Annotated in this window: 25 protein-coding genes and 2 pseudogenes; 5 read left to right on the top strand and 22 right to left on the bottom strand. The window is 69.1% G+C overall.

The annotated features are described in order from the left end of the window. The 3 genes from ACFWVE_RS30075 to ACFWVE_RS30085 all read left to right on the top strand — a co-directional run. Positions 1-497: plasmid mobilization protein (locus ACFWVE_RS30075; protein ID WP_384020715.1), on the top strand; the 497-nt coding region annotated here is incomplete at its 5' end. Continuing rightward, on the top strand, positions 497-2,269 hold the full coding sequence (locus ACFWVE_RS30080; protein WP_384020717.1) for a relaxase/mobilization nuclease domain-containing protein: 1,773 nt from the start codon (positions 497-499) through the stop codon (positions 2,267-2,269). The genes ACFWVE_RS30075 and ACFWVE_RS30080, both read left to right, overlap by 1 nt. 106 nt (positions 2,270-2,375) lie before the next feature. Beyond that, positions 2,376-2,780, top strand: coding sequence for a hypothetical protein (locus tag ACFWVE_RS30085; protein WP_384020720.1), 405 nt, complete (start codon positions 2,376-2,378; stop codon positions 2,778-2,780). 624 nt (positions 2,781-3,404) lie between these two features. On the opposite strand, the gene ACFWVE_RS30090 is transcribed toward ACFWVE_RS30085, so the two are convergent. The 19 genes and pseudogenes from ACFWVE_RS30090 to ACFWVE_RS30180 form a co-directional block, all read right to left on the bottom strand. Beyond that, entirely contained in the window at positions 3,405-3,641 is a 237-nt protein-coding gene (locus tag ACFWVE_RS30090; protein WP_384020723.1) for a MarR family transcriptional regulator, read from the bottom strand. Positions 3,642-3,743: 102 nt separating this feature from the next. Then, positions 3,744-4,061 (bottom strand): esterase, encoded by a 318-nt coding sequence (locus ACFWVE_RS30095; RefSeq protein WP_384020727.1) that lies wholly within the window; start codon positions 4,059-4,061, stop codon positions 3,744-3,746. Between the two features lie 101 nt (positions 4,062-4,162). After that, positions 4,163-4,375 carry a hypothetical protein gene (locus tag ACFWVE_RS30100; RefSeq protein ID WP_384020730.1) on the bottom strand — a complete coding sequence of 71 codons (213 nt, stop codon included), beginning with the start codon at positions 4,373-4,375 and terminating at the stop codon, positions 4,163-4,165. 100 nt (positions 4,376-4,475) lie between these two features. Then, on the bottom strand, positions 4,476-4,823 hold the full coding sequence (locus ACFWVE_RS30105; RefSeq protein WP_384020733.1) for a DUF317 domain-containing protein: 348 nt from the start codon (positions 4,821-4,823) through the stop codon (positions 4,476-4,478). A gap of 479 nt (positions 4,824-5,302) precedes the next feature. Beyond that, positions 5,303-5,797 carry a hypothetical protein gene (locus ACFWVE_RS30110; RefSeq protein WP_384020736.1) on the bottom strand — a complete coding sequence of 165 codons (495 nt, stop codon included), beginning with the start codon at positions 5,795-5,797 and terminating at the stop codon, positions 5,303-5,305. A gap of 57 nt (positions 5,798-5,854) precedes the next feature. Further along, positions 5,855-6,805 (bottom strand): DUF317 domain-containing protein, encoded by a 951-nt coding sequence (locus tag ACFWVE_RS30115; RefSeq protein ID WP_384020739.1) that lies wholly within the window; start codon positions 6,803-6,805, stop codon positions 5,855-5,857. Positions 6,806-6,920: 115 nt separating this feature from the next. Next, complete coding sequence (locus ACFWVE_RS30120) at positions 6,921-7,772, bottom strand: winged helix-turn-helix transcriptional regulator (RefSeq protein ID WP_384020742.1); 852 nt, start codon at positions 7,770-7,772, stop codon at positions 6,921-6,923. Between the two features lie 24 nt (positions 7,773-7,796). After that, positions 7,797-8,624, bottom strand: a complete 828-nt coding sequence (locus tag ACFWVE_RS30125; RefSeq protein ID WP_384020745.1) for a large ATP-binding protein — start codon at positions 8,622-8,624, stop codon at positions 7,797-7,799. Then, the gene (locus ACFWVE_RS30130) at positions 8,621-9,286 is read right to left on the bottom strand and encodes a hypothetical protein (RefSeq protein ID WP_384020748.1); all 666 of its coding nucleotides are present in this window, start codon (positions 9,284-9,286) and stop codon (positions 8,621-8,623) included. The genes ACFWVE_RS30125 and ACFWVE_RS30130 overlap by 4 nt, the downstream gene beginning before the upstream one ends. Continuing rightward, positions 9,283-9,759, bottom strand: coding sequence for a hypothetical protein (locus ACFWVE_RS30135; RefSeq protein WP_384020751.1), 477 nt, complete (start codon positions 9,757-9,759; stop codon positions 9,283-9,285). The genes ACFWVE_RS30130 and ACFWVE_RS30135 overlap by 4 nt, the downstream gene beginning before the upstream one ends. Then, positions 9,756-10,535, bottom strand: coding sequence for a glycosyl hydrolase (locus ACFWVE_RS30140; protein WP_384020754.1), 780 nt, complete (start codon positions 10,533-10,535; stop codon positions 9,756-9,758). Before ACFWVE_RS30140 ends, ACFWVE_RS30135 begins: the two co-directional genes overlap by 4 nt. After that, on the bottom strand, positions 10,532-11,131 hold the full coding sequence (locus ACFWVE_RS30145; RefSeq protein WP_359618803.1) for a DUF4913 domain-containing protein: 600 nt from the start codon (positions 11,129-11,131) through the stop codon (positions 10,532-10,534). Before ACFWVE_RS30145 ends, ACFWVE_RS30140 begins: the two co-directional genes overlap by 4 nt. Before the next feature lie 93 nt (positions 11,132-11,224). Then, complete coding sequence (locus ACFWVE_RS30150; RefSeq protein ID WP_384020785.1) at positions 11,225-12,196, bottom strand: DNA cytosine methyltransferase; 972 nt, start codon at positions 12,194-12,196, stop codon at positions 11,225-11,227. A gap of 43 nt (positions 12,197-12,239) precedes the next feature. After that, positions 12,240-12,509, bottom strand: a pseudogene (locus ACFWVE_RS30155) (hypothetical protein); the annotation flags it as partial. Beyond that, positions 12,506-13,684 (bottom strand): DnaB-like helicase N-terminal domain-containing protein, encoded by a 1,179-nt coding sequence (locus tag ACFWVE_RS30160; RefSeq protein ID WP_384020757.1) that lies wholly within the window; start codon positions 13,682-13,684, stop codon positions 12,506-12,508. The gene ACFWVE_RS30160 and the pseudogene ACFWVE_RS30155, both read right to left, overlap by 4 nt. After that, entirely contained in the window at positions 13,681-13,911 is a 231-nt protein-coding gene (locus tag ACFWVE_RS30165) for a hypothetical protein (RefSeq protein WP_384020760.1), read from the bottom strand. The genes ACFWVE_RS30160 and ACFWVE_RS30165 overlap by 4 nt, the downstream gene beginning before the upstream one ends. Next, positions 13,908-15,696, bottom strand: a pseudogene (locus tag ACFWVE_RS30170) (type IV secretory system conjugative DNA transfer family protein). The gene ACFWVE_RS30165 and the pseudogene ACFWVE_RS30170 overlap by 4 nt, the downstream one beginning before the upstream one ends. 95 nt (positions 15,697-15,791) lie before the next feature. Then, a complete protein-coding gene (locus ACFWVE_RS30175; protein WP_384020763.1) occupies positions 15,792-16,457 on the bottom strand; it encodes a hypothetical protein in 666 nt (221 codons plus the stop codon). A gap of 958 nt (positions 16,458-17,415) precedes the next feature. Beyond that, on the bottom strand, positions 17,416-17,802 hold the full coding sequence (locus tag ACFWVE_RS30180) for a hypothetical protein (RefSeq protein WP_384020766.1): 387 nt from the start codon (positions 17,800-17,802) through the stop codon (positions 17,416-17,418). 151 nt (positions 17,803-17,953) lie between these two features. Between ACFWVE_RS30180 and ACFWVE_RS30185 the strand changes: the two genes are divergently transcribed. Further along, complete coding sequence (locus tag ACFWVE_RS30185) at positions 17,954-20,830, top strand: CHAT domain-containing protein (protein ID WP_384020769.1); 2,877 nt, start codon at positions 17,954-17,956, stop codon at positions 20,828-20,830. Positions 20,831-20,895: 65 nt separating this feature from the next. Next, entirely contained in the window at positions 20,896-21,225 is a 330-nt protein-coding gene (locus ACFWVE_RS30190) for a hypothetical protein (protein WP_384020773.1), read from the top strand. A gap of 98 nt (positions 21,226-21,323) precedes the next feature. On the opposite strand, the gene ACFWVE_RS30195 is transcribed toward ACFWVE_RS30190, so the two are convergent. From ACFWVE_RS30195 to ACFWVE_RS30205, 3 genes are all read right to left on the bottom strand, one after another. Next, positions 21,324-23,768, bottom strand: coding sequence for a tyrosine-type recombinase/integrase (locus tag ACFWVE_RS30195; RefSeq protein WP_384020776.1), 2,445 nt, complete (start codon positions 23,766-23,768; stop codon positions 21,324-21,326). Next, positions 23,761-24,957 (bottom strand): tyrosine-type recombinase/integrase, encoded by a 1,197-nt coding sequence (locus tag ACFWVE_RS30200; protein ID WP_384020779.1) that lies wholly within the window; start codon positions 24,955-24,957, stop codon positions 23,761-23,763. The genes ACFWVE_RS30195 and ACFWVE_RS30200 overlap by 8 nt, the downstream gene beginning before the upstream one ends. A gap of 275 nt (positions 24,958-25,232) precedes the next feature. Further along, positions 25,233-25,718, bottom strand: coding sequence for a CHAT domain-containing protein (locus ACFWVE_RS30205; protein WP_384020782.1), 486 nt, complete (start codon positions 25,716-25,718; stop codon positions 25,233-25,235). Positions 25,719-25,774 lie beyond the last annotated feature (56 nt).

Genomic DNA, 25,774 nt, shown 5'->3' on the forward strand with positions numbered 1-25,774 from the left:
GGGACCAGCCGGGCAACCGGCACCAGGGGGCGCCGGTCACCGGGGGAGAAGCAGATGACCCTGCCGACCCCGAGCAGACGAGCCCGAGCACGCCCGCCTTCCCCGACCGCACCCCGCGCCGCCGCAGCCGCAACCCGAGCGAGCGCGCCCGCAAGACGACCACCCGCCTCTCCGACACCGAGAAATCCGAGATCACCGACGCCGCCACCCAGCGCGGCGTCACCGTCGCCCGCTTCCTCGCCACCGCCGGCCTGAGCGCCGCCCGCGGACACGCCGCCGTCCATAGGTACGACCAGCTCGACGTCGCCATCGACGAACTCGCCGCACTGCGCACCGCGCTGGCCCGGATCGGCAACAACATCAACCAGATCGCCTTCGTCCTCAACAGCGGTGGCCACCCGCGCGCCGGTGAACTCGAACACGTGCTGGGCACGCTGACCGGACTTCTCGCCCGAGTCGATGACGCGGCGAACGACCTGGTGACCAGGCGGCTGTGATGGTTCCCGACATCGGACGCGGCTCCCGCACCCACGGCCTCCTCGTCTACCTGTACGGCCCCGGACGGCGCGAGGAGCACACCGACGCACACCTCGTCGGCTCCTGGGACGGCTTCGCCCCCGACCCCGGCCGCGACACCGGCCTCGACCCCGACCCGAAGGTTACCCTCGCCCGGCTCACCGCCGCCCTGGACCTGCGGGTCAAGCAGGCCGGCGACCGCGCGCCCGCCAAGCACGTCTGGCACTGCTCGGTCCGCACCGCCCCCGGGGACCGGCGGCTGGACGACGAGGAGTGGAACGCAGTCGCCCAGCGCATCGTCCACGCCACCGGCATCTCCCCGGTCGGAGACCCCGACGGCTGCCGGTGGATCGCCGTCCGCCACGCGGAGGACCACATCCACATCGTCGCCACCCTCGTACGCGGCGACCTGCGCAACCCGCGCCTGAACTACGACTTCAACAAGGCCCAGGCCGAATGCCGCCGCATCGAGAAGGAGATGGGCCTGCGGCGCCTGAACGCCGGCGACGGAACCGCAGCGAAGAATCCCAGCAGCGCCGAGAAGTTCAAGGCCGAGCGCACCGGCCGCCCGGAGACCTCGCGCGAGACGCTCCGTGAGGCCGTTCGTCGAGCCGTGGCGGGAGCGGATTCGGAAGAGGAGTTCTTCACGCGGCTCCGAGAGGCGGGGGTGCGAGTGAAGCTGCGGCACGCTCCGTCCGGTGACGCGCTCGGCTACAACGTGGCCCTGCCCGGCGACCGTAACCGCGATGGAGACCCGGTCTGGTACCCCGGCTCCAAACTGGCCCCCGACCTCTCCCTTCCGAAGATCCGCCTACGCCTCACCGACGGGGCCGCCGAGCCGAGCGCGCCCGCGGTCGCCGCTGACCGGACGAACTGGTCACCGCCCGCCCGTCAACGACGCAACGCGGTCGTCATCGCCGAGCGCTCGGTCACGCTCCTGGAACGCGACGAAGACGGCGAGACCGCCGCCCAGCTCGTCGGCGTCGGAGAACTCCTCGACGCGGTGGCCCAGACCTCACCGGCCACCACCCGCGCCGAGCTGGCCGCCGCAGCTCGCGCCTTCGAGCGGGCGACCCGCAGCCACGTCCGCGCCGAACGCGTCGACACCCGGGCTCTCCGCTCAGCCGCCCGGGGCATCGTCCAGGCCGGCGGGGCGCTCGGCCGAGGCGAAGACGGCGGCACCACCGCCATGCTCGTCTCCACCCTCGTCCTGGTCACCCTCGCCGCCGCCCGCTGGCACTCCGCTCGCGGACACGCTCAGCAGGCCCACGCCGCCCGACAAGCCGCCGCGCACCTGCGCACCGCCTACCGGCAGGCCGCCGCCACGCCGATGCGAGTGCTGCACGATCAAGGTCGGGCCCTTCCAGAAGCCCAGCGCCGCACGCACGAAGCCACCCTTCGCGCCGTCCTGCCGGAGAAGGTCGTACGGGCAGGGGGCATGGAAGCGAGGACCGACGCCTTGGTCGCCACCCTTGCCCAGGCCGAGCGGGCGGGCCACGACTCCGAAGCCCTCCTGCGCCAGGCCATCGACATGCGCGAACTCGACAGCGCCGATGACGTGAACGATGTCCTGGTCTGGCGTCTGCGGCGCATCGCCCAGCTCCCGGCACACCCGGGCGAAGGTGCCCGTCGTCCGCAGGCCGCTACCCGCCAGGCCACCCCGCCGAGCAGCCGCACCAGCGAACGAATCGCGACGGCAGCCGCACCGCCCGGGACTGTTCCAGACCCCAATCGCCGCTCGCCACGTCGCTGACCAGGTCGAACCGGTAGTCGACCACCGACCGAGCGCACGCCGCGAAATATATGGACAGTCGGTTCCGCTGGCTGCTACGGATGAAGACAGGACCGACAACCGGGAGATGACGCTCGTGCTCAGAACCACCACCCGCATCACGGAGCCGGCACCCGCGCTGCCCGTCCTCCCCGCGGGTACCGACCCTCTGCTGCAGCTCCAGGCCGAGACGCGGCCAGCCGACGGACCCGGGGCGATTCGCTGCGTCGGCCACTCATGCGAACTCGCTCTCGGGGGTATCCCCGTGATGTGCTCCGCCTGTCGTGCCCGACGCGACTGGCTGCTCATCAACCACGGGCGCAACGTCTGGGTCCGTTGCCGGTGCGGCAACCAGTGGCTCGAGCCCGAGATCAGCCGCGCCGACTTCGACGCGCTGATCGGTGGTCCACACGGGAAGACCTATCCGAGCGTCCAAGCGGGATTGGCCGCCCTTGGATTCGACGGCACTTTTGTGGGCGCCTACCTAGATTAGGAGTTATCCAGAGGCAGGCCGTAGGACATGGAACGCAGCCTGATGCTTTGAGCCCTTCGATATCGAACTGCGCCACCAAACAAGAGAGTTGGCTTCATCTACCTGCACGATGAATACCTGGCTCCCATCGAGCAACAGTACTGGTGCGCCCACGTAGACCCACGTGGGCTTGGGGGTGCGGCGGTGGCGTTGTGCCGCAGCACGTGGTCCCGTAGGAGAGGGTGCAGGTACCAGGGGCACCGTGCCGAGCTTTCCTTTGCGGGACGCTTCTTGTTCTGAGGGAGGCTTCCGTTCACGGTGGGCCGGGAAGACGACGGTTGTTCCCTCGCGCTCATCGGCTACCAGTTCCCACCGTCTTGGGAGAAGAAAGCGCATAGGAAATGGGGAACCTACGCCGAGAGGCACGTCTCCTATATCCACAGCCTGCCACGCCCATGCCCCCTCCTTCCGCTGCCAGTCGCGAGCGAAGGTGTTGACGAGTTGAGCGCCCGGCGGAAGGTCAAGCCCAGCTACCCGCAGGCGCTCGAGCATTCGTATGACAGTGAGTGTGGTCACGTAGCCCCTTCCGACAGCTTCGCTCCCAGTCCAACGCCATGGGCAGAGCCTACGGGGGACAGGTACAGGTCAGCCAGACGGAGTGGTCTCCTGCTGGGGGAAGCCGTGCCGGTCGCTGTGGAATCCCCGGCCGATCGGCCCCCAGTTCTGGAACGTGGACGGCTTCCAGCGGGGACGGTTCGGCACGCTGGGGTCGTCGGGCGAGGGCAGGCTACCCCGGCTCTTGCGGCTGCGGGGCGCGCCGACGCTGATACCCAGGTGGGCGGTGACCTTCGGGTCTCCCCATTGCCGCTGGTCGTCGGCCATGGTGTCCTCCTTCGTCGGGTCGAGCATATGCAACGAACGGGTGGACGCACGACGAGGCCGCCCCTGCCTGAGCGGCGTGGGGCGGCCTTCGGCGGTCCTCGGTCAGACTCCGGAGAGCCGGTTGGAGAGGTCGAGGGCGTCGGTCGCGAAAGAGAGGGCGGCGCACAGGCCGGTCACCTCGTACAGGGTCGGACGGACCAGGCGCGGCCAGTCGTCCGGGGCGGCGGGCCAAGACCCGAGGAGTACCTCGGCGGTGGTCAGCCCCAGGTACGTCGAGACGTCCCAGCCGCTGGGCGAGGCGGGCTCCCAGCGCAGTCGGATGCGTCCGAGGGGGAGTCTAGAAGTCTCGGAAGCGAGCCAGGTGATGTCGAGGGGGCCGTCGGGGCGGGTGGAGATGCGCTGGAGAAGCGCGCTGTGCACGCCGTGCGGCATGGGGCGCGCCGCGACAGTGTGCAGTGCGAGGCGGGGTGCGGCGCGCGAGAGTGACGAGATGGGAAGCCTCCGTGATGGTAGGGAAGCGATCAGGCCCCGGTGAGGGCGTCGCGCGCCCCCACCGGGAGGTAGTCCTCCTGGCCGTCGTCGGCGATGTACGCCTTGCCGTCGCCGACGACGACCTTGGCCCCCACGAAGTGAGCGAAGGGGAAGTCGGGGTTAACGGCGAGACGGACCGGCAGGTTGGGGTCGAGTTCCTGGAGCTGGCGAAGCAGGTGGCCGACGGTCAGGTACTGGGGCAAGGGAGTCTCCGTGAACGGTGGACATTGAGAGGGCTGGTCGGCTCGACGACGGGGAGTCGTCGAGCCGTCGGCGGATGTATGAGCGGAGCCTGATCGGCAGTCAGCACGAGGAGTTGGTGACCAGGGCGCCGAGGAATCCGGCAACGGCCTCGGAGGGGGTGTGGAGACCGAACTCCTGGACCCATGCGTCGCCATCGGCGGGCTGCACCCGGACGTGCCAGACGATGTTGCGCTGCCAGGCCGACGGGTCCTCGGGGAGCCAGCCGACGTAGACACAGCCGTCGGGGCTGGTCGCGTGGACGTTGACCTCGGGGGTGTCGACGATCGCCCACCCGAGTGCGTCCAGGAGATCGAGCACCGGCCCCGCACCGTGGTCGGCGGAGAGCCAGTGGAGAGTATCGGCCGTGGGGCGGACAACGGCCGGAAGGAGGGTGGCAGAGGTGCTCACGGTTGTATGAATCCCTTCGTTGACCTGAGGTTTTCCCGACATCCGTACGTTGGCATGTGACGTGCCGAAGTGCGTAGTCGTTTCCCGGCAAGGACGTCTGCCGTGGGCGAACTCGGGGTCGTCGGCAGGTGACGGGAGACCCGGGAATGGACAGGCCACCGCGGCTGTCCTACATGGGTTGCGGTGACGGGCCGCAGGCGAGAGAAGTGGGGACAGCGGTGGCCGAGGCGAGCAGACACTGGGACGGCGCCGGACTGGAACGCAAGATCCGCGCCGCCGGCCGGCCCTGGACCGTGGGCGACATCGCGATGGTCGCCGACGGCCAGTGGGGAGTCGGCGTACAAGCCCGACCAGTGGCCGGACGAGGAGACGGTGGAGCGCCGGGTCGCCGAAGGTCGGCGAGTGGAGCTGACGATGGAGGAGCTGGCCCGCGCGGTGGCCCCCCGGGCCGAAGAGGGCCACCGCGACGAGAATCGGAGCTAAGCGTTCAACGTCGGAGCCCCGCTGTGGGCGCCGACGGCCCGACGACAGCCGCCGGAGAGGACGGTTCGGGCACGGCCCCCGGGGCGTGCGGCGTCTGCCCGGAGCGGGCGACAGCGGCCTGCCAGCTGAACCACCGGTGCCTGAACCTCGGATGGGGCGGCCTCCCGAGCCTCCACCACGCGCCGGATCGCCTGGAGGTACGCACGGCTCTCCGCGTGGGCGACGCGGAGGCTGACCGCCGTTTCGGTGATCCGGTCGAGTTCGTAGAAGTCAGGCACGTACCCATGCCGGGACAGGGCGTGAAGATGGTCCTGGTGAACGGTTACCGCGCTGTCCGTGATGGCCAGGGCCGTTCGGGTGTGCATGGCGCAGCGCAGGAGCGGGTCGTCGCTGGGGCGGCGGACCCCGAGGACCTCAAGAGCTTCGATGGGCTGGCCCCAGGCGTTCTCGATCATGGCCGTGGCCTGGTCGAGCATGGTGGTGGTGGGCACGGTGGAACTCCTGTTGTGCAGGTACGGTCGAGGGCGCAGCGCGGCTTGGGATGGGCGTCAGCGCCCGCGCCGTGGCACCGGCGAGCTGGCCGGCAGTCGGCCAGAGGTCGCGGGGGCGGGGTGGCCCGTCCGCTTCTGCGCCGCACCCGTGGAGCGGCTCTGGGCGGCCATCATCCGTAGGTCGGCTGCTGTGCGTGGTGCCCGCGTGGCACGGTGTACGGCCTGGGTGACCGCGGTGCGGCGTACGTCCAGCGGAGTCGGAGCGCGCGAGACCTGAGCCTCGGCGATCGGTGTGGCCGAAGCGACAGGGGTCATCGTGACCAGGTGCTGCATGCGCCGGTCGATTTGGTGGCGTTCGCGGACCACCGGGGTCGACTTCGCCATCACAGCGGCGGTCGCGGCGATCAAATGGGACGGGGTGCGGGCCGTGAAGGTCGCTTCGGCACGAGTGCCCCAGCCCGGTGGGCCCGCCCACAGCTCGACGGTCGTGCGGTCGGAGCCGTAGCCCCGCCGATCGATGAGGATGCCCGCTTGCTCGTCAGGAGCGATGATCTCGACGGTGCCGAGTTCAGCACCTCCGTCAAGGGCCCAGCCGGCATCGGTCAGCGGCCGGACGGTGTCCCTCCAAGGGACGGTGGGCCCCGTCAAGAAGCGGCCGAGGGTGTCGGAAGCGATGGCTTCGTCGTAGTCCTGGACCAGTGCGGTGGTGAGGCCGGCGACCATCTCGGCCGGGGTGACGTGGTTGAACGTTGCCGTCCAGCGAGGCGCGGAGAAGGCGTCCTCGGCTGCGCTGATCTTCCACAGCTCGAAGTCGTCGCCGAACCAGCCGATCCGAATCCGTTGGTCGGGAGAGGTTACGAGGAGCTGGCAGGAGCCCTCATCGAGGTACTGGTGAGGCCACTGGGCGACGGGTGCGAAGCCAGCTTCGCCGGTCCCGTTGGAACCAGCCAGGTACATGGGGCTGACCAGCACCTCTTGGTACTGGTACGGGTCATCAGGGGCGTGCATGATCGAGTCTCCGGAAGCGAAGGAGGGGAGCGGATCCGCGTACGCAGCGGCGGGAGTCGCTGGAGTGAACGCGTATGCCGTGGCGGCGTCGAGTGACCTCTGGTTCTCACGCCCGTCACCGGCCCCGGCCCGGTGCCGACTGAGCGGTCACGGCCGCCGGCACCCTCGGTTGCGGCTGAGGCGCGTGGCTGAACATGACGTTGGACGCGGCGGCGCTCCGCCGCAGGGCAGCCGCGGTCCGGGCGCCGTCGGCCCCCGCCCCCAGCGGAATGCCGACGTGGGTGCGCGTAGCTGCCTCTACCGGACGCGACGCCGCTGCTTCACTTCGCAGCGCGAACGGCTGGCTCCAGTGCTCGACACTCGCGTAGACGGCCCCCAACGCCTGGCCGGCATCCGTGAGCGCATAGGGGTCTCCGTGCCGGGAGCCCGTCCGTGCGACCAGGCCGTCGGCCTGAAGCCGCAGAAGTCGCTGCCGCGCGGTGCCGTTGTCCAGTCCGGCCGCCTCGGCGATGTGAACGAACCGCATCGGGCCTTCAGCGGAGTCGAGTACCTGAATCACGCCGGTCGAGTGCCGAAGGTGCAGGCGGCGCAGCGCATCCTCGACCCGCTCGGCTTCGGCCATCGGCTCCTGTGTCACGTGGGTACGGGACCAGTCCGACACCGTGCGGAGCACGGGGGCCAAAGCCGCGCCGAGTCCGCTGAGCCGGTACGGCGCCGCCCGTCGGTCGTAGCCACGGACCACCAGTCCGTCGGCGTGCATCGTGGCCAGCCGTTTGCCGACGAACTGCTCGCTGACGAAGGGGAGCTGGGCAGCAACATCGCGGACGCGCATAGGCCCGTTCACCTGGGCCAGGGTCATCGCGGTCCAAGCGGTCCACTTGGGTCCGATCCGGGCGAGAGCCTCCTCGACGCGCTGGGCGTCGATGGAAGCGATGGAGAAGGTGGGAGGCAGGCCGGCGGTAGGCATGGTGGGGTCCTTTTCGGGATGAGGTCAGCGTGAGCGGGGGGCCGCGAGGGAGGTCCTGGCGGCGGGCGCGGCGACCGAGTCGGCGAGCGTGCCTGACGTGGCCTGCGTGGTGGTGCGGCCGAGGGCGGCGGACACCCGTGAGGTCGTCGCGCGACCATCACGCAAGGCGGCTTCACCCCGCGAAGTGAGCGAGAGGAGCTGGCCGGGCCGGTACACGCTCTCGGTGGTGTCCTGATGCAGTAGCCCGTCAGCGACCAGCCGCTGCACGGTCTGCGGGAAGACCGCTGGGTCCTGCCGCTGGGCCTTCTCCCGTGAGACGTACGGGTCCTCGCCGATCGCGTTGCGACGAAAGCGAACGCCTCCGGCCGCAACGGCTTCGAGGGCCACCAGCCCGCGCTGCCCGGCGACGGCCCAGTCGTCGTCCCGGTCGGGCCTCGTCTTCTGGCCCTGCCCGTGGCCCCTGTTGGTCGCGCGTTGGGCAGGCTCGGACGAGGAAGGAAGCCGACGGTAGGCGGACAGGGACTCGACGAGCTGGCTGTACGCCCGGTCTTGCTGCGCCAGAACGTCTCCGAGTTCGGGGAGTGCGGTCCGCAGCAGCGCGTACGACACCTGGGCGCGGCCGACTTCACCGCGACCAGCACCTTCGAGCAGCCGCTGCGACCGCCGGACCGCGTCGAGCACGCTCTCGTGTCGCTCGTCCAACGCCGCCGCGGCTTCGATGACGCGCGTAGCGGCCTGGTGCAGCGGCTCCCCCGGACCAGGCGCGAGGGCGGGCACGCTGACGTCCCCGACACCGAGCACTTCGACGACGAGATAGGGACCAGGGTGTGTGTCTGCGTCGTACGGGTTCACTCCGTCGCCTCCATCCGGGCGAGCAGGGAGCGGACCAGAGCGGGCAGGCTCCCGGGATCGTCACCGAGCCGAGGGCGGTCGCTCGATTCGCGGAGCAGGTCGGCGTCGTCGAGCAGGCCGCTGGAGATCTCCATGCAGGCGTCGGTGATCCGGGCGGCGGCGAGCAGTGACTGGGAGAGAACTTCGACGTAGTCGTCCGGCGCGAGGCCGGCGGCCTCGGCTGCGTTGCGGACCGCCTCCAACTCAAGCGCGCTGAAGGCGAAGTCGAACTCGTCGTCCTGATCGGTTCGGCCAGCCGGGGCGCCGATCGTTGCGCGGGGCTCCGCGGGGATGCCCACGCAGGTGCAGATCTCGTCGACCGAGGAGGTCAGCTCGGCGAACGACTCGGTGAGCCACCCCAGCGCGGAGGCGTATGAGGCCAGAGCGAACAGGCCGGCCGAACCAGGGGGGCGTGGCTCGGCGGCCAGGAAGCCCTCGAACCGGTCGTTCAGCCCGGTGATCACACAGGGCCCAGCGGCCAGCGGCCCCAAGACGGGATGCAGGTAGGAGCGGGCGGCGGCCGTCGGGTACTCGGCGGCAGGGATGCCGCCGACGTTCTGAGCGGCCTCGGTGAGGAGATCGGCCAGCTCTGAACGGGTGAGCGCAGTACGGTCGTTGGTCATCGCTGGGCAACCTTTCGAGAAGCAGTGGCCGAGGGCGGCGCTGGTGACGGGGCAGCCGCGCGGCCCGTTGTCGGCCGTTCGGTGGTGAGCGTCGAGCGAGACCGGGCGGCCTGCACGCGGGCCTCCGTGGCGGAGTCCGGGCCGATCCCTTGCTGGGGCTCGGTCCGTAGGTGGGCCGCGCGGTAGACCGCGTAGTCCTTCCGGCTGCCAGCCGCCACGAGGTAGATCTCGCGCTTGTGGGTCGAGGTCGGTGGCGCTTGGCGGAACTGGATGACCAGCCGGTAAGAGACCTTCGGGTCGACGTACACCTTGTGGAAGCCGGCGAGGCGGCCCTTCAACGGCAAGCAGTCGTCGCTTCCGTGGACCAGGTTCTGCAGCTCCAGCAAGGCCAAATCGCGCATCTCAGACGGGAGTTCCCGCAGGTCGGCGATGGCGTCAGGGTGCGCGGCGAAGGCGAAGCGGGCGCGGCTCACAGCAGCCTCCCCTGGACCGCGCGCTGGACCGGTGCCGCCACTGACGCGCGGGGCGCGTCGAGCCCGGTCTGCGGTGTCGGAGAGGTTCCGGCGGACCGGGAAAGGGCGATTCGGGCGATGCGGGCCCGGACGACAGCACCGTTGTGGTCGCTGTACTCCGGAGGCTCGGGCAGCGGTTCACTGCGCTCGTCCAGCCAGGTCTGGGCGACGCCGACGTCGGGGAAGGCGCCTTCGCGCATCGTGTACGTGTCGGCGCCGTGGTTCCACTCCTCGTAGAAGAGGCGAACCGGTGCCTGGGTGGCCTGGGAGTCGTTGACGAGTGTCCACGCCTCGCTGGGGTTGTCGTCAGAGGTGTAGGTGTCGAGGACCTCGTAGCGGGTGCCCGACGTCTGGATCTGCTGTTCCACCTGGAGGGTGAGGTCGTCGGCGGGCTTGATGTAGTCGCCACCGTGCAGTGCGATCCGTTCGAGCGGGCAGCCGCGTTCTGCCAGCCAGTTCTGTGCGAAGGACGCCGTGGCGTGGTGACTCGTCTCGAACGTGAACGTGGACTGCCGCAGATCCCGAGCGACCGCGATCGCAACGAGCTGTGGCTCGCCGGGTATCCCCCAGGTGACCGATCGGTCGTGGGCGAGGACGAAGCTGTGCGAACCGTTGGGTGTGGTGTGGTGCTGGGACAGCACCGTCAGGTCGCCAGCCCAGAGAGCCTCCATCGCTTCCTCGGAGTCGTCGTCGACCGGCGAGAGATCGTCGAGGCCGAAGTCGAGGATGTCGTTCACGCCGCCACCCCCGCCTGCTCGGGCGCCGGGGTGGCCAGCACCCGGTGATTGGGGCGAGTTGCGCTGGTCGTGCAGGCTGCGAACGGTCCGTCGGGCGCACGCAGGTGCGCCAGGGTCTGGTCCAGGTGGTCGCGGTGCCAGGTCGAGGGGCCGGACAGGCCGGCCTCCGTGTCGGTGAACTGCTGCCAGGCGAGCCAGAGTGCGTGGAGCCGGGCGACGGCCTCGGGGTGTTCGTGCCAGTGCGCGCACCAGGGACGGCTCGTGCTGATCTCCCGGCCGTACACCGGCAGGAAGAGGTAGTTCACCCAGTCGCTGAGGGCAGCGAGTTCGACGGCGTACTCCTTGCCGCCCAGGGCGAGGATGAACACCGAGGCGGGGCCGTCGGGCTTCTTCCCGTCAGCCGCCTCGGCTTCCGGAGCGCCGTCCGGCGGCTGGACGGCGCCGGGGTCGGGCTCGGAGCCGAGGCGGTCGAGGATGACGCCGTGCTGCCTGACCTCGGCCATGGTCTTGGCGAGGGTGCTGGCGAGGTCGTCGAGGTCTGCGTCGGGGACGCGGTACGGCTCGGGGCCGGGGGAGGTCGGGCTGGTGTCGGCCATGGGGGTGTGCTCCATCTGTGAGACGGCGACATGCCCGAGAGGATCCGGAGAATCAGCGGTTTGGTCCGGCCGGAAGAACGAGGTAGTGGAGCGCTATCGGTCGGCGCAGCTGGGACAGCGGGGGAAGGGTGGTGCCAGCAACTGCAAGGCGCGCGAAGCCTGTTGTGGGACGACGCCGTTGCCGAGCGCGGTGAGTTGCGCTGGACGGCCGAGCCCCGAAGTCGCGGTGACCCAGCCGGCGTCGAGGCCCTGCATCCACTCCACGAAGTCCGCGCGGAGCCGACCGGCGCCGTCCGTGGGGGCCGGGGCCGGGCGGGTGAGGCTCTCCCATCGGGTGATGGCGGATCCGTACGCTCCCCATCGCCGGTCCGCGCCCCCGCCTCCGGCGTCTCCTCCGCCCAGAGGGGCAGGACCACCGCCGACAAGGGAGGCCGCCATCCCTTCCCGGGGCGGCGGCCCGGGGTGCCCGTGTCGCTGGCCCTCGGCGTCGGCAACAGAGACGCAGCCGCACTGGGCAGGGTCATGTCGCCATTGCCGTGCCGCTGGTTCGGCGAACCCTTGATTCCGTCCGACGCCTTCGGGGTCGGCAGCAGCCACTCGACCTCGTCGGCCAGGTTCGGACCGTGCCCCCCGCTCTTCCGCTTCGACGGATGCTGGCTGCCGCCGTTCTTCCCGATGTTGCTGGTCGGCGTCTTCAGCAGGGTGCCCGGCGGGCCATGCGGTGAGGAAGGTCCGCTCGCGGCGGTGCGGGGCCCCGACGTCGGAGGCGCGAAGCACGAGCCACTTCGCGTCGTACCCGAGGTCGGCCAGGGATCCGAGTACGGCACCGAGTGCCCGCAGAGCAGGCTGACCTGCGGTGTCTCCCAGACACCACGGGCAGGGTTCCACGTCGCCAAGGGAACCGGCGGGGGAGGTGAGGAGGCCGCGCACATTCTCGATCACAACCAGGCAGGGTCGGAGGGCTGCGACCGCACGGGCGACGTGCAGCCAGAGCCCGGAGCGGGTCTGGGCGTTGAGTCCGGCCCGGCGACCGGCGACCGAGACGTCTTTGACAGGGGAAGCCAGCCGTCAGGACGCACACCCGGGGGACGGTGGACCAGTCGACGGCGGTGATATCGCCCAGGTTCGGGACGCCGGGCCAGTGGCGGGCCAGGATGCGTGAGGCGTTCGGGTCGACCTCGGCATGCCAGGCGAGCGTGCCGCCGAGCGCGGACTGCACACCCAGGTCGAGGCCGCCGTACCCCGAGCAGAGAGACCCGATCAAGGGGGTGGCGAGGCTCGGGGCCGTGGCGCGTAGGTCCGGCGCGGCTGCGGAGATGGGGTAGATCAAGGTCAGTTCCAGGGGCAGAAGAGGTTGGTGGGGAGGGGGCGGCCTCACGGGTGGCCGCGCGAGGGTGGTCGGGCTGCTGACAGCGTGGGGAGGCGGCTGGCCGGGGCTGGGGGTGACGCGCCTGGGCGTGGTGTGCTGCGGGCGCGGGCGGCTTTCACTCGGTCGGGCGGCGGCTCGGCCGCCGGCGGCGCGGATGCCGTGGTCTTCGGAGCCGGACTGCTGTTCGCGGTGGCCCAGCGGGCACGTACCTCGTCGAGCGGACCGAGTTCGTGCAGGGCGTGGTTGATCAGCCGGCTGGGCCCCAGAACCTCGTTCTCGGCCAGAGTCCGGATGGCTCGCGCGGAGGCGGCGGCGGTGCGGGTGACGGAGGAGCGCATCACCCGCTGTCCGAACCAGTCAGCGCTGCCGGGGACCATGCCTTCGCAGACGGCGGTCAGCTGCTCGCTCGACACAGTGCCGTCGGCCAGCAGACCGCGTCGCTGGGCCTCCCAGAGCAGGGTGATCCGGTCGATGGGTTCGCCTCGGTGGTGCAGCGCGCCCAGGCATCGGTAGAGCTGCCCGTGGGTCGGGTCGGCGAAGTCTCCCGGCCGCAGCCAGGCCACCACCTCGCCCATGGCCCCCGGCTGTTCGGCGAGGACGGCCAGGAGGAACCGCTCGTCCTCGGCGACCTGGCCGCTCTGCGCCGGAGGCGGGATGTCCGTGGCAGCAGAGGGCCCAGCGGCGGGTGGGACCGGTCGGGGGTCGGTTCCCCAGCGTCGTGCAAGGTCGGTGAGTACGCCGGTCAGGACGTCCGCCGTACGCAAGGCTCCCTCGACCTCGACCTCGCCCTGGACGGCGTCGGCCCGAGCCGCCTGGTGGAGACGGATCGCGTGCTGGGCGACGGTGCGGTGAATCGCCCCCTCCAGCACCATGCGGCCGTACACCGGGGCGTGCTCGGTTCGGGGACACGCCTGGATCAGGGTGTGGGCGTACGCCGCGGTCAGCCCGCGCACGTGCTGTCCGGCCTCCTCGACCGCGTCGGTCACCCACGACAGCGGCAACGGGTCATCGGCCGAGAGCGCGGGATGCCCGTCGTTGCGCAGCTTGCGGAGGGCGGCGAACAGCGCCTGGTGGACGGGCCGATAGAAGTGGTCCGCAGCGAGCCACTCCAGGTGCGAGAGCTGCTCGGGGTCGAGGAGTGCGGCACCGAGGACCGCCTGCTCGGCACTCGTCAGCGGGTTCACCGCTGGCCCCCGGGATCAACGCTGGACGCCTCGTCCTGCCGGATGAGGAGGTTGGCGACTGCCTGGTCGGCAGCGGCCATCGACAGCGCGAAGTCGTCCAGGACGGCGGTGAAGGCGGGATCGGAGGCGGGAACCGAGCCTGCCTCGCCGTCAAGCCACCACCGGCCACCGCGCAGGACGACCGGAGCGTGGGCCAACCGCCCCTGCTGTGGTGTGGGCGCGCTCATGCCGACAGTCCAAGATCGTCCTGGCCGATGCTCTTCGCGAGGGCACGCTCGGTGATGGCCTTCGTGGCGCGAGCGGCAGCCGGGCCGACCACCTTGGCGGAGGGCTCCTTGTACCAGGGCTTGAGGTTGAGCATGGCGACCCGGATGCCGGTGGCCAGCAGCAGTACCTTGCCCTTGGGCAGGGCGCGGATGGCGTCCGGCGGAAGGATCCGCTCCGTGCGCATGCTCACCGAGGTGGACCTGCCGCCCTCGCTGGTCGACACCGAGGTGGTCTGGACGTCGTGATCGCCGACCTGACGGCTGAGCCGGTCGGCGAAGTCCGCGTCGTCGATGCCAGATCCGATGATCTTGATGGTGGCGGCGGAGTACAGGGCGTCCATACCGGCCTCGCCCCAGCACCGCTGGCCCTGACGGTAGGACTGCAGGATCGTCATCGGGATGACGCCTCGGCTGCCCAGGTGGCTGTAGAGATCAGGGAGGTCTGAGATGCGGCAGACGTTCGCCGCCTCGTCGAGGACGCACAGGGCGGGCGGGTCGAGTCGCCCGCCGGAGCGCTCGGCCACGATCACGGCCGCGCGCATCACGGCGTCGGCCGCTGCCGCGATGATCGCGGACGCGCTGCCGCCGCCGTCCTTGCTCAGCAGGTACAGGGTGTCGCGGGACGTGGCGAAGGCGAACGGCTGGAACTCGGGAAGGTCGTCGTTCGGGGTGACCCAGGCGGCGACGTCCGGGTCGAGCAGGCAGCTCGCATACTGCCTCGCGGTCTCGTAGATCCCGTCACGCGTTTCGGTTGCGCCGGAGACGGTGCCTTGGAGCTGGGCGGCGACCGCATGGTGGCCTGCGTCGGTGAGCAGGTCCACCGGGGTGCGGTCGGCCGGCATCGCGAGCCAGGCCAGGACGTCGGTGATCGGCCGCCGGTGGGACGCTGCGGCGAGGAAGAGGGCGCCGAGGGTGTTGCTCGCGGCGGTTGACCAGAAGTCGGAGCCGCTGGACTCGTCCACGCTCGCCGTCACGAAGTGCCCCGCCAACCTCTTCGCCCCGGCGAGATCACGGGCGTCGGCGAGGATGTCCCACCACATCTCGCGCGGGTGATGGGCGATCTGCTGCGGATCGAGGGTCCAGATCGTGCCGACCTCGGCACGGGCGTCCACCGTGGTGGTGAAGGCATCGTTCGCGGCTTTGTTGCTGGTGAGCAGGACCGGGCCCGGTGCCGAGAGGATCGCGGGGATCGCCAGCCCGGACGTCTTGCCGGAACGCGGGGCCATGATCGCGACGATCACGTCCTCCCAGGACGCGCGGACCTCCGCACGACCGGGATCGAGGGTGCCGAGCAGGATGCCGCGGTCAGCGGGCAGGACCTCTTTTACTCTCCCGGCCGCCCAGGCTCGGGCGCAGGCTCTTCGCCTTGGCGACGATCTCCTTGTCCAGCAGCGGCGCCAGCTCCGCCTTGCGGGCGAGGCCGGACTTGGACCCGGCACGCCAGCGCATCCACAGCACGGCAGCGGTGACGACCAGGGCAACGGTGAACAGGGCGGGGAGGACGCGGGCGCCGACCAGCAGCATGCTGGTGCTCAAGGTCGGCCACAGCACCTCCGGGTGCAGCAGCGCGTCCGTGACGCGGAAGGGGGCCCATGTCCCGCTCCCGACGAAGGTATTGGTGAGATTCCCGGTCAGCCAGGCCAGGGAGCCGAAGGCCATGGCGGCGCCGAGGATGCCGAACAGGAGGTAGAGGAGCGCGTCCGACCCGGTGGTGGTCGAGGGCGCGCTGGTGCGCGGGGAAGGCACGGCGGTTCCTTGGGTGTGCGAGCGGGCGGGGGCGGGGCGCGCTCGGCTCTCGTGCAGCGCATGGGGGTACTCCTGGACGTCTGAGGCGGAACGTTTCAGCGGGGTCGGCCGGCAGAACGAGGCGCGGGCGGAGGTGCTGCGGTGGCCGGCGGACTGCCGGTCGACGGCGATGTTCCGGCGCGCGGCGAGGAGGCGCGGGCCGCCCGCTGCCGGTCTGAATCGAAGTTCCGGGCAGAGGACGGCACAGGAGCAGCCTCGGTACCGAGGACATCGTCGAGCAACTCCCGGCTGCGCAGGGCGTTGACCATCTGGTGGTGCCGGGGGTCCGTGCGCTCTGCGGGACAGGCAGCGAGACCGTCCTCCGCGACTTCCAACTGCTCACGGACGTCCTGGAGCATCCCGTACGCGGCTGCCAGGCGTGTCCACGTCTCGAAAGTCGGATTGTGATGCGGGTCGTCGAAGTCGAGACGGGCGCGAGTCCAATCGGCGGCAGAGGCGACGAGTTCGGTCAGCTCGGGCAGAGCCCCGACCAGTGCGCCGTTGACCTCCTCGATGATGCCCGCCACCTCATCGGGCGAGGCGTCCTCGTGGAGGCGAGAGATCATTCCGCGGACCGAGTACGGATCGGCGGAAGTGCTAGGCAGGTGCCTGACCTGCAGCGGCTTGTTGGAGCCCGGTGCCGCGCTGCGGTGGGCGAGCCGGATGTTGTGCTGCATGGCCGCACCGACGGCCTCGCCGATGCTGGAGTAGTACTCGGGCACGTTTACCTCTTCGGGTGAGTGGTCTTTGACAGGTGGGTCGAGCTGGGATGCGCGACGTACTGGTGGCCGACGGCGAAGAGAGCCGCCGGGGCCACCGTCGGGGCGTTGCGGCGCGCGGCGGGTGACCCGTCGTAGTGAGCGACGCCGTCTGGGAACTGGACGCCGAGGAGACCTTGGTCTGGTTCGCCGCAGGAGAAGTGGCCAGAGCGGCACCACGGTGATCACGGACGGTCCGTGCTGCCGAGTAACTGGTCGAAGCGGCGCCGTCGCGGCGTAGCTCGGCCTGGGAATCAACGAGTTCGGACTGGGCCGAGCTGACGAACTCCGAGGCGAAGCCGAACCGGTCGGCGAGCGCATACGCGTCGTCGTCCAGGTCGTTGACCTGTTCTCCCGCTGTTTCCAGCGCCTCCCGGACACGCTCCAGCGCACCGTGTTCGGGGTGAAGGAGGTGGTCAACTGCCCGCTGAAGGCTGGCTCCGTCTTCGGCCGCACGGATCTGGTCCGTGATGCTGAGAAGTTCGGCTCCGGCGGCGTAGGGCCCCAGCGCATGCACCGGAGGGCTCATCCGGGCTGTGTCCAGAGACGGCGGAAGGGTGACGTCATAGCGAGCGGCTCGAAGCATCTCGGCCGCATGGCTGGCGATGGCGACCTGGTCGGCGAGCGGAGTGGTGGTGGGCAGGCGATGGCGTCGGCCGTGCCAGTCGTCGATCTGCTTGAAACCGGCGTGACGGAGGAGCTGCGCGGAGAGGTCATCAGTAGCGCCCTTGGCAACGACGCTGCCGCTGAACTCGGACGTGATGGTGATCGAGGTAGGCACGGAAGCCTCCGGGGCAGAGGGAGCGAAGGACCCGTTGGAGGTGGGCCAGTGGGCAGAGCGTCCGGTAAATCCGGGGTTTGGTCCGGCCGAGAATCGCTGGTAGAGGCCGCCACGGTGGCGATCAGCAGGGCACCCGGGCGGTCAGAAGAAGGGATTCTCTGTCGGCCGGTCGGCCCCGGTGGCGGCTCGGAGTAGTTCGGTGAGGTCTTCGGGTTCGGACGACCTCTGGTCTATCCACCACCCGGCGCGGGTCACCGTACGAGCGTTCTCCTCGATCTCCGCCCAGTCCGCTTCGCTGGTCGTGCATTCGGTGACTAGTGCGGTGTAGGCGTTGGTCAGGATCTGGTGGCGACAGCGCACGCTCCAGGGAACGGCCCGCTCGGTCCCCTCCAGGGGAGGCATCCGGTACTGCTCGGACCAGGCTTCGGACGCCGTCTGCTCCTCGGCGCGCTTTGCCTTGAGCCAGGCGGCCTTGTCCTGCTCGTCGCCCTCGTTCGAGGCGCGCCAGCAGTCCGTGCTTATCTGCACTTCACCTGAACGAGTGCGTCACTCGTCGCTGCAGGTGGCGGATCGAGGAAACCTTCCAACTCGCCCGGACTCGACCAGGGTCAGGTGACCTGCTGGAACTCCTGGATGCGCTGGACACTGTGCTTCCTGATCGCCGCCGTCCCTTGCCCTCATGGCCACCGCCGTCCACGACGCTGCCGAGGACGAGCCCGCGCTCGCCCCGCTGAGCTGCCCCGAACTCGTCCGGATCCTGCGCGCCCTCGTGCTGCCGCCACCCGTCCGCGATCGCGAGCACGTCCTGCACTGGACCGCCTGGCGACGCTGGCACCAAGCCGTCGCGAACCGCCTGCCACCAGCAACGACACCACCGTCACGACCAACCGTGATCAAGAACTACAGCTGCCGTGCCAGTCGTGTACCTGACCATCTCCCCGGTCAGCAGGAGACGTGCGTCGGCTGGTTGCATCCGGAATTCTTCGTATTCCGGCCCCTTCGATCGCTGCGGGACGGCATGATTTCGGTAACTGCTCCACTGCCGGACCTCGGCGGTTCCACACCCGGTTCTGGTGACGTACGGGGGAGCGTGACCTTCGGGGGACACATGAGACCAGCGGCGTACGCACGTCTTCTTGTAGTCGCAGGACGCCTCGGGCGGCGTCGGCTGCGTGCGGACCGGGAAAAGTTGGCGACTCCCGGCATCAGACGGATCGCGGCACTCATTGATGCTGCTGTGGAACGTGGTGCGGGCCTGCCGGACGCGCTGCGCAGTGACCTCTTGGAACTCGACGGTTTCCTCGGCGGGGCGACGAAGGCCGATGCCGAAGACTCGGGCAACGCGGGAGCCTCCTATGTGCTGTCGATTTTGATCCGCACCACCAAACAGCCTCTTCAGCCCGACATGGTTCCCGACAGGCATCTGGCGATCCTCTACGAACTACTGGGGCGCGAATACGTGCGGTTCGCCGACTGGGCTACTGCGGCGGAATGTTTCGCGGGGGCCGCACTCTACTGGCGCACCGCGCGTCACAAGCGCCGGACCTTCTGCCAGTCGGTCGTCCTCAGCATGAAGGCGGGAGACCGGGACAGCGCGCTCGCAAACTTGGAGATTATCGAGGGAGCAAGCCACGGAGCTTCCGCTGTCTTCCATCAGATTGCCGCGCGTGTGCTGGATGAGACTCCGGGCATCGGCGCGCATGAGGTCGTCGGGATCGAGCAGGTACGCAAACTCGGCATCATCCCCTATACCTACCTGGTCTCCTGCCTCGCGGAGCGCCTCGCCGCCGACGCTCAGCCGGAACGAGCGCTCGGTCTCCTGGCCTCAGCAATTGCGCGGCTGGCAGGAGAAGGGGCTGACTACTGGCTGGTTGGGGAACTGGAGCAACGGTCCGCAACCATCTGGGTAGCCATGGGGCGGCACGAAGAAGGACTTGGTCTCGCTCTCGCAGCTTGGGGGAAGCTGGACGCTCCGCGTTACCGTGCCTGCTCACACGCACAACGCGTCGCTCTATGGGCCAACTTCGGCCCGTCGAGGCGTGCGGCGTTGACATCGGTGATAGCCCTCGGTGACGGCCGGGCCGTGGCCGAACTGATCGAGTCGTGCCGACTTCAGTCCATGATCGGAACGATCATTGAGGTCGACACCGAGGACGAGAACAAGAAGCTCGCGGATAGCGGGGTCAGCACACCGTCGGAGCTGGCCGACGCGACGGAGAACAGCCGACCATTCATCTCCAAGGCCATCTTCACCGCGCTCAACGACGCCTTCGGCGCTACTCTTCTGCGTTTCCCGTCACCCGTATCATTTCAGGGCGTGGCACTTCTCATGCCTCACTACGGCAGCGTGCTGCCGACCAAGAGCGCACACACACTCGCGCCGCGATCATTGGACGAGGCGCTGCCAGAGGGCCTCTTCTGGTCCTCGCACATCGAGGACGGGTTCCTCTTCTGGTTCGCTGCTCAGGACGGGAAGCCGATCGGGTACGGCAAAGAGGACCTACGACAGCAGAACCGCGTCAAACCGGTACTGCTCGGCCTGGCCGGGCAATCGCAGTCGTCCGAACCGAAGAGCTGGAGCCTGTTCCCCTACAAGCGCGGCCCCGGTGACTACTACGAGCCCTACACGCACCTCGAGAGCTGGAAGTCAGCCGAGGAACAGATCATCACCCGCACGATCGGCGATCTGCTGCCGCCGCCACTGGTGGCGGAACTGAGCGCGGCAACGGCGGCCGATCCGGTGCAGCTGACAATCTCGGCAGCACGCGAACTCGCCTCCGTGCCCTGGCCGATTGTGATGATCCCGGGGGGCGAGGAGCGGTTGGTGGAACGGGCCGCACTGCGGATGTGGACCTCCACCCCGACTCAGCTCACTCGCTCGGCGCGGAGGGGACGGCCAGATTCCTCCCCCGCACCGTTCCTTCTAGCATGCGACAACCCGGACGGGACGCTACGCGAGCGGACCTCGGAATCGGTGGTGCGGAGCGCGGCCACACTGCTGGAAGCGGCGGGGTCCCCAGCGCCCGCTACCAAAAAAGCCCTGCTCCAGGCACTCCACCAGATCGGGCCCTCGACCCGGGGGCTGTTCTTCTACCGCGGGCACGCGGTGCACGACTCCGATCCAGCGTGGTCGGCCCTTCCTCTGGCTGGAGACGACTACCTGAGTTCGGGGGAACTGTTCGGTTGCCTCGACGACGGCACACCATTCCTGCCAGTGCCGGAACGCGTGGTTCTGTCATGCTGCTCCAGCTCAACTGCCTCGTCCCTCGGAGGCGAGGCTATCGGGCTCGCGGCCGGCGCCATCCAGTCGGGTGCCGACCAGGTGATCGCCACGTCCGTCGACATTCTCGACACGTCGTTCACCGAGGTATTCGAGGACCTGATCGTGGAGGAAATGCTTGCCCGACCACAGGACAACCACGTGGACCTGCTGAGGAGGCTTCAGCTGAGGATGCTCAACGAGTGGAAGATCTGCTCCTTGCGGGGGACCACCGACTCCGGCGACGACGTCCGTGACCCGCACCCTGTCATCTGGGCCTCCTACCAAGCGTACTGACACCCCGCTAAGCCTATGCACCCACGCCACACGGCCGACTTGAAAACAAGCGAAAGGGGCAACTCTTGATTGCCGTAGCCATGCCATCCGAACTCGCCGACGCCCTAGTGCGTCAAAGGCTGGCGATCCGTCCGGGCACTCGAGGCTCCGCTGCCGAGATCGCCCTGATCGGAATCACCGTGGCCACGACCACCGTCAGCATCCTTCAGGGACCGGACACCTTCCTCAGACTCACGGAGATTATCCAGCACACCTTCGGTAAGCGTACTGGAATCACCGTCCAGATCACGGCCAAGGGCGAAAAGGTCAGCATCGAGATTCCCGTCGACAGCACAACTGACGTCGCTTCCGTAGCCCGACGAATCCAGGACGCCCTGATGGAGGAAGACGACTGAGGACTGTACCTGCGGCCCCTCCGTGAGCGCGTTGCTCCTGCTGTCCTGGGGCCTGTCGGCGGCTGCATTGCTTGCTTCGGCCAAGGATGTGGGGGAGGTCATGGTGTGGTCTCCTGCGGTGTTGTGGTGGTCTGTGGGAGAGGGATGCCGAGGTTGACGACGGGACGATGAAGGCGCCGCCTGGTTTCGTCTCTCTTGGTTCGCAGGAGGGTGAGGGTCAGGTCGATGCCTTCAGTCTCGCCGCGCCAGCCCGCTGTTTGGGCCCGAGCGCGGCGGTTAATGAGGTCCTTTTCGAGATCGTCGAGTCGACTGATCATCTTCGGGCTGACCTGGAGCATCGGACACCGGATGCACGCGTGTTCATGCTGGCAGGGGGTGCCGTAAGGGCGCCCGCATGCGCCGAGTTCGACCTTGCGCTTGTCGAAGTGCTCTTCGAATTCGTCCCACTCCACGCTGGTGACGTTGCGGTATTCGTCGTCGGGACGGAGCTGGCGGCGTTCATTGAGATGGGCGAGGTAGTGGCGGATGACGTCTTCGTCGAACACGGCGACGTAACCGCGGGTGGTCTGGATGTTGAGGTGGCCGAGCAGCGTGGCGCCGATGTGGATGGGCAGTCCGCTGTTGACGAGCTCGGTGGTGAAGATGCGGCGGAAGTCGTGCGGGGTGAACTTGACCGAGCGGAACGCGGGATGGTGTTCAGCGAGGTCCGTGCAGCGTCGTGCGAGCATGTTGAGGACAGTCACGGGACTGATCACGCTGCGGGTGGAGCCGATCTTGCGCTGGAACAGGAACGGCATCGGCGGGCTCCAGACCTTGTCGTGCGGGTCGAAGCGCCGCAGGATCGGGACCGGGCTGCCGTCGCGGGTGTGGCGTCGGATGACGGACGCGATGACGTGGAACAGTTCGGCGGACATCGGGATGACGCGTTCACGGTCGGTTTTGGACGGGCTGATGACCAGGAGGGCGACCATCTCGCCGTTGTTGCGCTGGTAGTGGCGGATGCTGAGGTGGCTGACCTCGCACATCTCCTCGATGCGGGTGCCGGAGTGACGCAGAGTTTCGACTGTGGCCCAGTCCCAGAAGGCTGTCTCTTCTTCTGCTTCGATCTGGACCAGCTGCCCCATGTCGTCCTGGACGCGGACGGGTGTGCGGTGGCCGCCGCGGTCGAGTGTGCGGTCTTCCTCGGTCAGGACGCGGCGGTAGGTGCGGCCTCCGTGGGTGAAGGGCGTGTTGGTGGCGGCTGCTGAGGCGTTTTCCAGGAGGGTGCGGGTGTGGTCGTAGCGCTCCTCGACGTGTCGGACGAGGAGGGGCAGGAGTGGTTGGCGCAGACGGGTTCGGTCGGCGGACCGCTCGTTGATCCGGCGGCGGCGCTTGGCCAGTCCGCGTAGTTCGCTGGGCGGGACCGGGCATGAGGCGACCCAGGGAGCCCATCGTTCGGGTTCGTCGGCGGCCCAGGTGTGCAGGTCGTAGTAGAAGCTGCGGACGGCGATGACGATGGTGTCGACACCGATACGGGGCTTGCCGTCGTGGCGGATGCCGATCTGCTGGCGCCAGGCGCTGTAGAGGTCGGCCGGGATGTTCAGATCGGCTTGCCCGGGGTTGATCTCTTCGATGCGGGCCCAGAAGTGGTGCGCGACGTGGCGGACGAGGTGGACCAGGGAGGCGTAGTCGGTGTCGGACTTGCGGCGGTGGAAGTAGTCGAGCAGGAGCCGGCGGACGCTCTGGTTGCGGATGGTGTGGCGGTCGACGAGTTCCTCGAGAGTGAGCTGGCCGCGGTGCAGGGCCTGACGCAGGGTGGCGGGTGTGCTGGGTGCGAAGCGGCCCATGGCGTGCAGGACGTTCCAGGCAGCATGCCCGGCGAACACGTTGGCGTCCTTCTTGCCGGGCCGCAGAACAGCCTTCGCCGTGCGTGAGGCGTGGGCGTGGTGGAGCAGGGCCGCCGGGCTGAGGTCGGCGAAGCCGATGCCCTGGACCGCGAGCAGGCAGCACACGTCGAAGAGCGCTTGGCGTTTGTGGGGCCAGGAGAAGTCATGGTGAGCGACCTGGGCGGCGTACTTCTTAAGCAGGGGGTCGTTCTGGGCAGCGATGAACTGGTCGGGGAATCCGTTGAAGTTGTGCTTCTTCATCACCAACAGCGTCGGCTGGACGACGCGGAGGCAGAACAGAGCCCTGACGCCGACGCTGTACTTCTGCCCGGTCCGGTTGGTGCCCAGGTCAGCGGCGGTGATCTCGCCGCGGCCCAGTGGGCTGGCATCCCAGCGCTGTTGCCAGGTGCCGCCCTCGAACCCGCCCAAGTAGGCCAGGACGCGCCGGGTGGAGGCCCGGTGCTGTTCGGCGGTCCGCGCGGAGGCTGCCGGCGAGGCGTCGTGCGCGAGCCGGCCGATGAGCAGTGGCGTGGCGGCGGACAGATCCCCGAAGGGGCGCGGCACGGTGGTCGCCGAGGCCGGTCGGGCCTCGATCTGGCTGGAGGCGAAGGCCGGCTCGTCGCCGGTGTGGGTGTGGCGGCGGCTGACTCCGGTGGTGGGACGGGCGAGGTCAGGCACCGAACACCGCCTCGATGTCCGCGGCCGCGTAACCCGCGGGGTAGTGCCGGGCCGGCCGCGGTGTGGCGTAGTGCTCGGTGAGTTTGTCGAAGAGTTCCTCGATGTGGACGGCCAGATAGCGGTTGGTGGTCTGGATGTCGGCGTGCCGCATGATCGTCTGGACCTCGGGGAGCGTGAGTTTCCCGCCATTGGCCATGCGGTAGGCGGCGGTGTGCCGTAGATCGTGCAGGGACCAGTTCGTTCCCAGAAGGGTGTTCGCCCGCTGCATGACACGGCGCATGGCCCAGTAGGTCAGCGGACGGTCGGGGCCTCGGCGGGCCCTCCAGAGGGGTCCGCCATCGGCGGGTGTGCCGGCCGCGTCGAGGTAGAGGGCCAGGCGGAACAGGCCCTGGGGGGAGACCGGGACCGCTTCCCTGGCCCGGGTGCCCTTGGTGATGACATAGATCCGCTGGCCGGACCAGTCGATGTCGCCGACGGTGATGCCGAGGAGTTCCTTGGCGCGTGCGCCGCTGGAGACGAAGATCTCCAGCAGTGCCCGGTCCCGGTCGCAGTTCATCGCGGTGAACAGTTCGTCCCACAGCCGGTCGGGAATCGACCGCGGCGACCGGTCGGACACTCGCTGCCGCAGCCGGGCCCGGCCCACCACCGGCGTAGGTTCCAGCGGACTGCGGTGCCCCAGCGCGCGGCGCCGCTGAGCCGAGTGCGGCACCGGGTTGACGACCGGGCCGCGGCCCTGATGCGCGTGGAACTCATAGAACCCGCTGATCACCGTCAGAGCGTGATTGATGGTGCGCGGCGCGTACCCGGCGCACAGGGATGCCTTGCCCGTGCGGAGATTGACCGTCCCGGCCACCGGAGCATCGGCCCGGTGCCGCTGACGCTGCGGGTTGGCGGCCGAGCGCAGCCAACCCGTCAGCACCGCGACCTCCGACTCCGTCGCCCGCTCCCACCCGGTGCCCAGCAACCACAGCAGGTGGAACCACCGCAGCATCCCGTAGCCGTAGCTGCGGCAGGTCAGCGGGCTGGAATCCCCAAGCGCCAGGTCCCGCAGAAACGCGGTGACCGGCTCGACCTCGGCCCCCGTCGCATCGAGCATCGCGTACGGCGGATGTGCCCGGTTCACCTCCACCACTCGTCCAAGGAGAGGGATAGCTCCGCAACCCTCCATCAACTCATCGCGTACATCCATCACTTGCTCCTTGATCGCGGCCTGTTATGCCGTGACCAACGAGGCGAGGACGGTGCAGTTAACAGAGCACTCCTGCCTGGCAAGCCACTCGGCGAAGTCGGCGCGGCGGTCGGCCGGTCGGTCGGACAAGTCGCGGTCGGCATGGTGACCACAGGTGTGGTCGATAGGCCAGATCGTCTTCAACCGTGAGGGATCATCCCAATTCCGCCTGCCAGCTTGGGTGGCCAGCGCGCTGGCGATGCCTGGCCCCCGTAGCCCCTTGCGTGCACCATCGGTCATTCCAGGAAGGCGGCGCTTCCCCAGTCGAAGATGGTGGGCTGCCTGAAGCCGTCCAAGGGCTCGGCTACCAGGGACCCGATACCACGGTCACCAAGCTGACCGGCCAACGTGGCCCAATCCTGTTGCAGATCGCGCAGAGTGTTGGCGAATGCCTCCGCGTAATCGCTTCCGTCAGCGAGTTCGATTGCGAGGAGCGAACCGAAAACGGTGGCGGCATCTCCGTCGACTGGCCACAAGTGGCCAATGACCGCTTGGTCGGGTCCCACCACGGAACGGGCGATTCCCCGGTCATCATAAGGGCCTTGTGTGTCAGCGGCCGCGCTGTCACAGGTATTGAATACGACGAGTCGTCGGGTTGACGCTGGCGGCCGCGTCACGCGGGCGAGGTCGTCGAGGAAGACGTATTCGCTGTCGCTGAGTACGACAGCAGATTGGTCGGGCGCGCAGGGTCCCTTGCATGATCGAGATCTGTCCGGATTCATCCGGTGAGGCCGAGGGCGGTCAGGGGCCTGTGGCAGTCGCGGGCGGCATGGCGTAG

The organism is Streptomyces sp. NPDC058632 (genome assembly GCF_042717095.1).
Lineage (GTDB): Bacteria > Actinomycetota > Actinomycetes > Streptomycetales > Streptomycetaceae > Streptomyces.

What these genes read in the sequence shown, in the direction of transcription:
- ACFWVE_RS30080 (WP_384020717.1), top strand. Translation starts at nt 497, where the DNA reads ATGGTTCCCGACATCGGACGCGGCTCCCGCACCCACGGCCTCCTCGTC.
- ACFWVE_RS30085 (WP_384020720.1), top strand. Translation starts at nt 2,376, where the DNA reads ATGACGCTCGTGCTCAGAACCACCACCCGCATCACGGAGCCGGCACCC.
- ACFWVE_RS30090 (WP_384020723.1), bottom strand. Translation starts at nt 3,641, where the DNA reads ATGGCCGACGACCAGCGGCAATGGGGAGACCCGAAGGTCACCGCCCAC.
- ACFWVE_RS30115 (WP_384020739.1), bottom strand. Translation starts at nt 6,805, where the DNA reads ATGCACGCCCCTGATGACCCGTACCAGTACCAAGAGGTGCTGGTCAGC.
- ACFWVE_RS30120 (WP_384020742.1), bottom strand. Translation starts at nt 7,772, where the DNA reads ATGCCTACCGCCGGCCTGCCTCCCACCTTCTCCATCGCTTCCATCGAC.
- ACFWVE_RS30130 (WP_384020748.1), bottom strand. Translation starts at nt 9,286, where the DNA reads ATGACCAACGACCGTACTGCGCTCACCCGTTCAGAGCTGGCCGATCTC.
- ACFWVE_RS30145 (WP_359618803.1), bottom strand. Translation starts at nt 11,131, where the DNA reads ATGGCCGACACCAGCCCGACCTCCCCCGGCCCCGAGCCGTACCGCGTC.
- ACFWVE_RS30165 (WP_384020760.1), bottom strand. Translation starts at nt 13,911, where the DNA reads ATGAGCGCGCCCACACCACAGCAGGGGCGGTTGGCCCACGCTCCGGTC.
- ACFWVE_RS30185 (WP_384020769.1), top strand. Translation starts at nt 17,954, where the DNA reads ATGGCCACCGCCGTCCACGACGCTGCCGAGGACGAGCCCGCGCTCGCC.
- ACFWVE_RS30200 (WP_384020779.1), bottom strand. Translation starts at nt 24,957, where the DNA reads ATGGATGTACGCGATGAGTTGATGGAGGGTTGCGGAGCTATCCCTCTC.
- ACFWVE_RS30205 (WP_384020782.1), bottom strand. Translation starts at nt 25,718, where the DNA reads ATGAATCCGGACAGATCTCGATCATGCAAGGGACCCTGCGCGCCCGAC.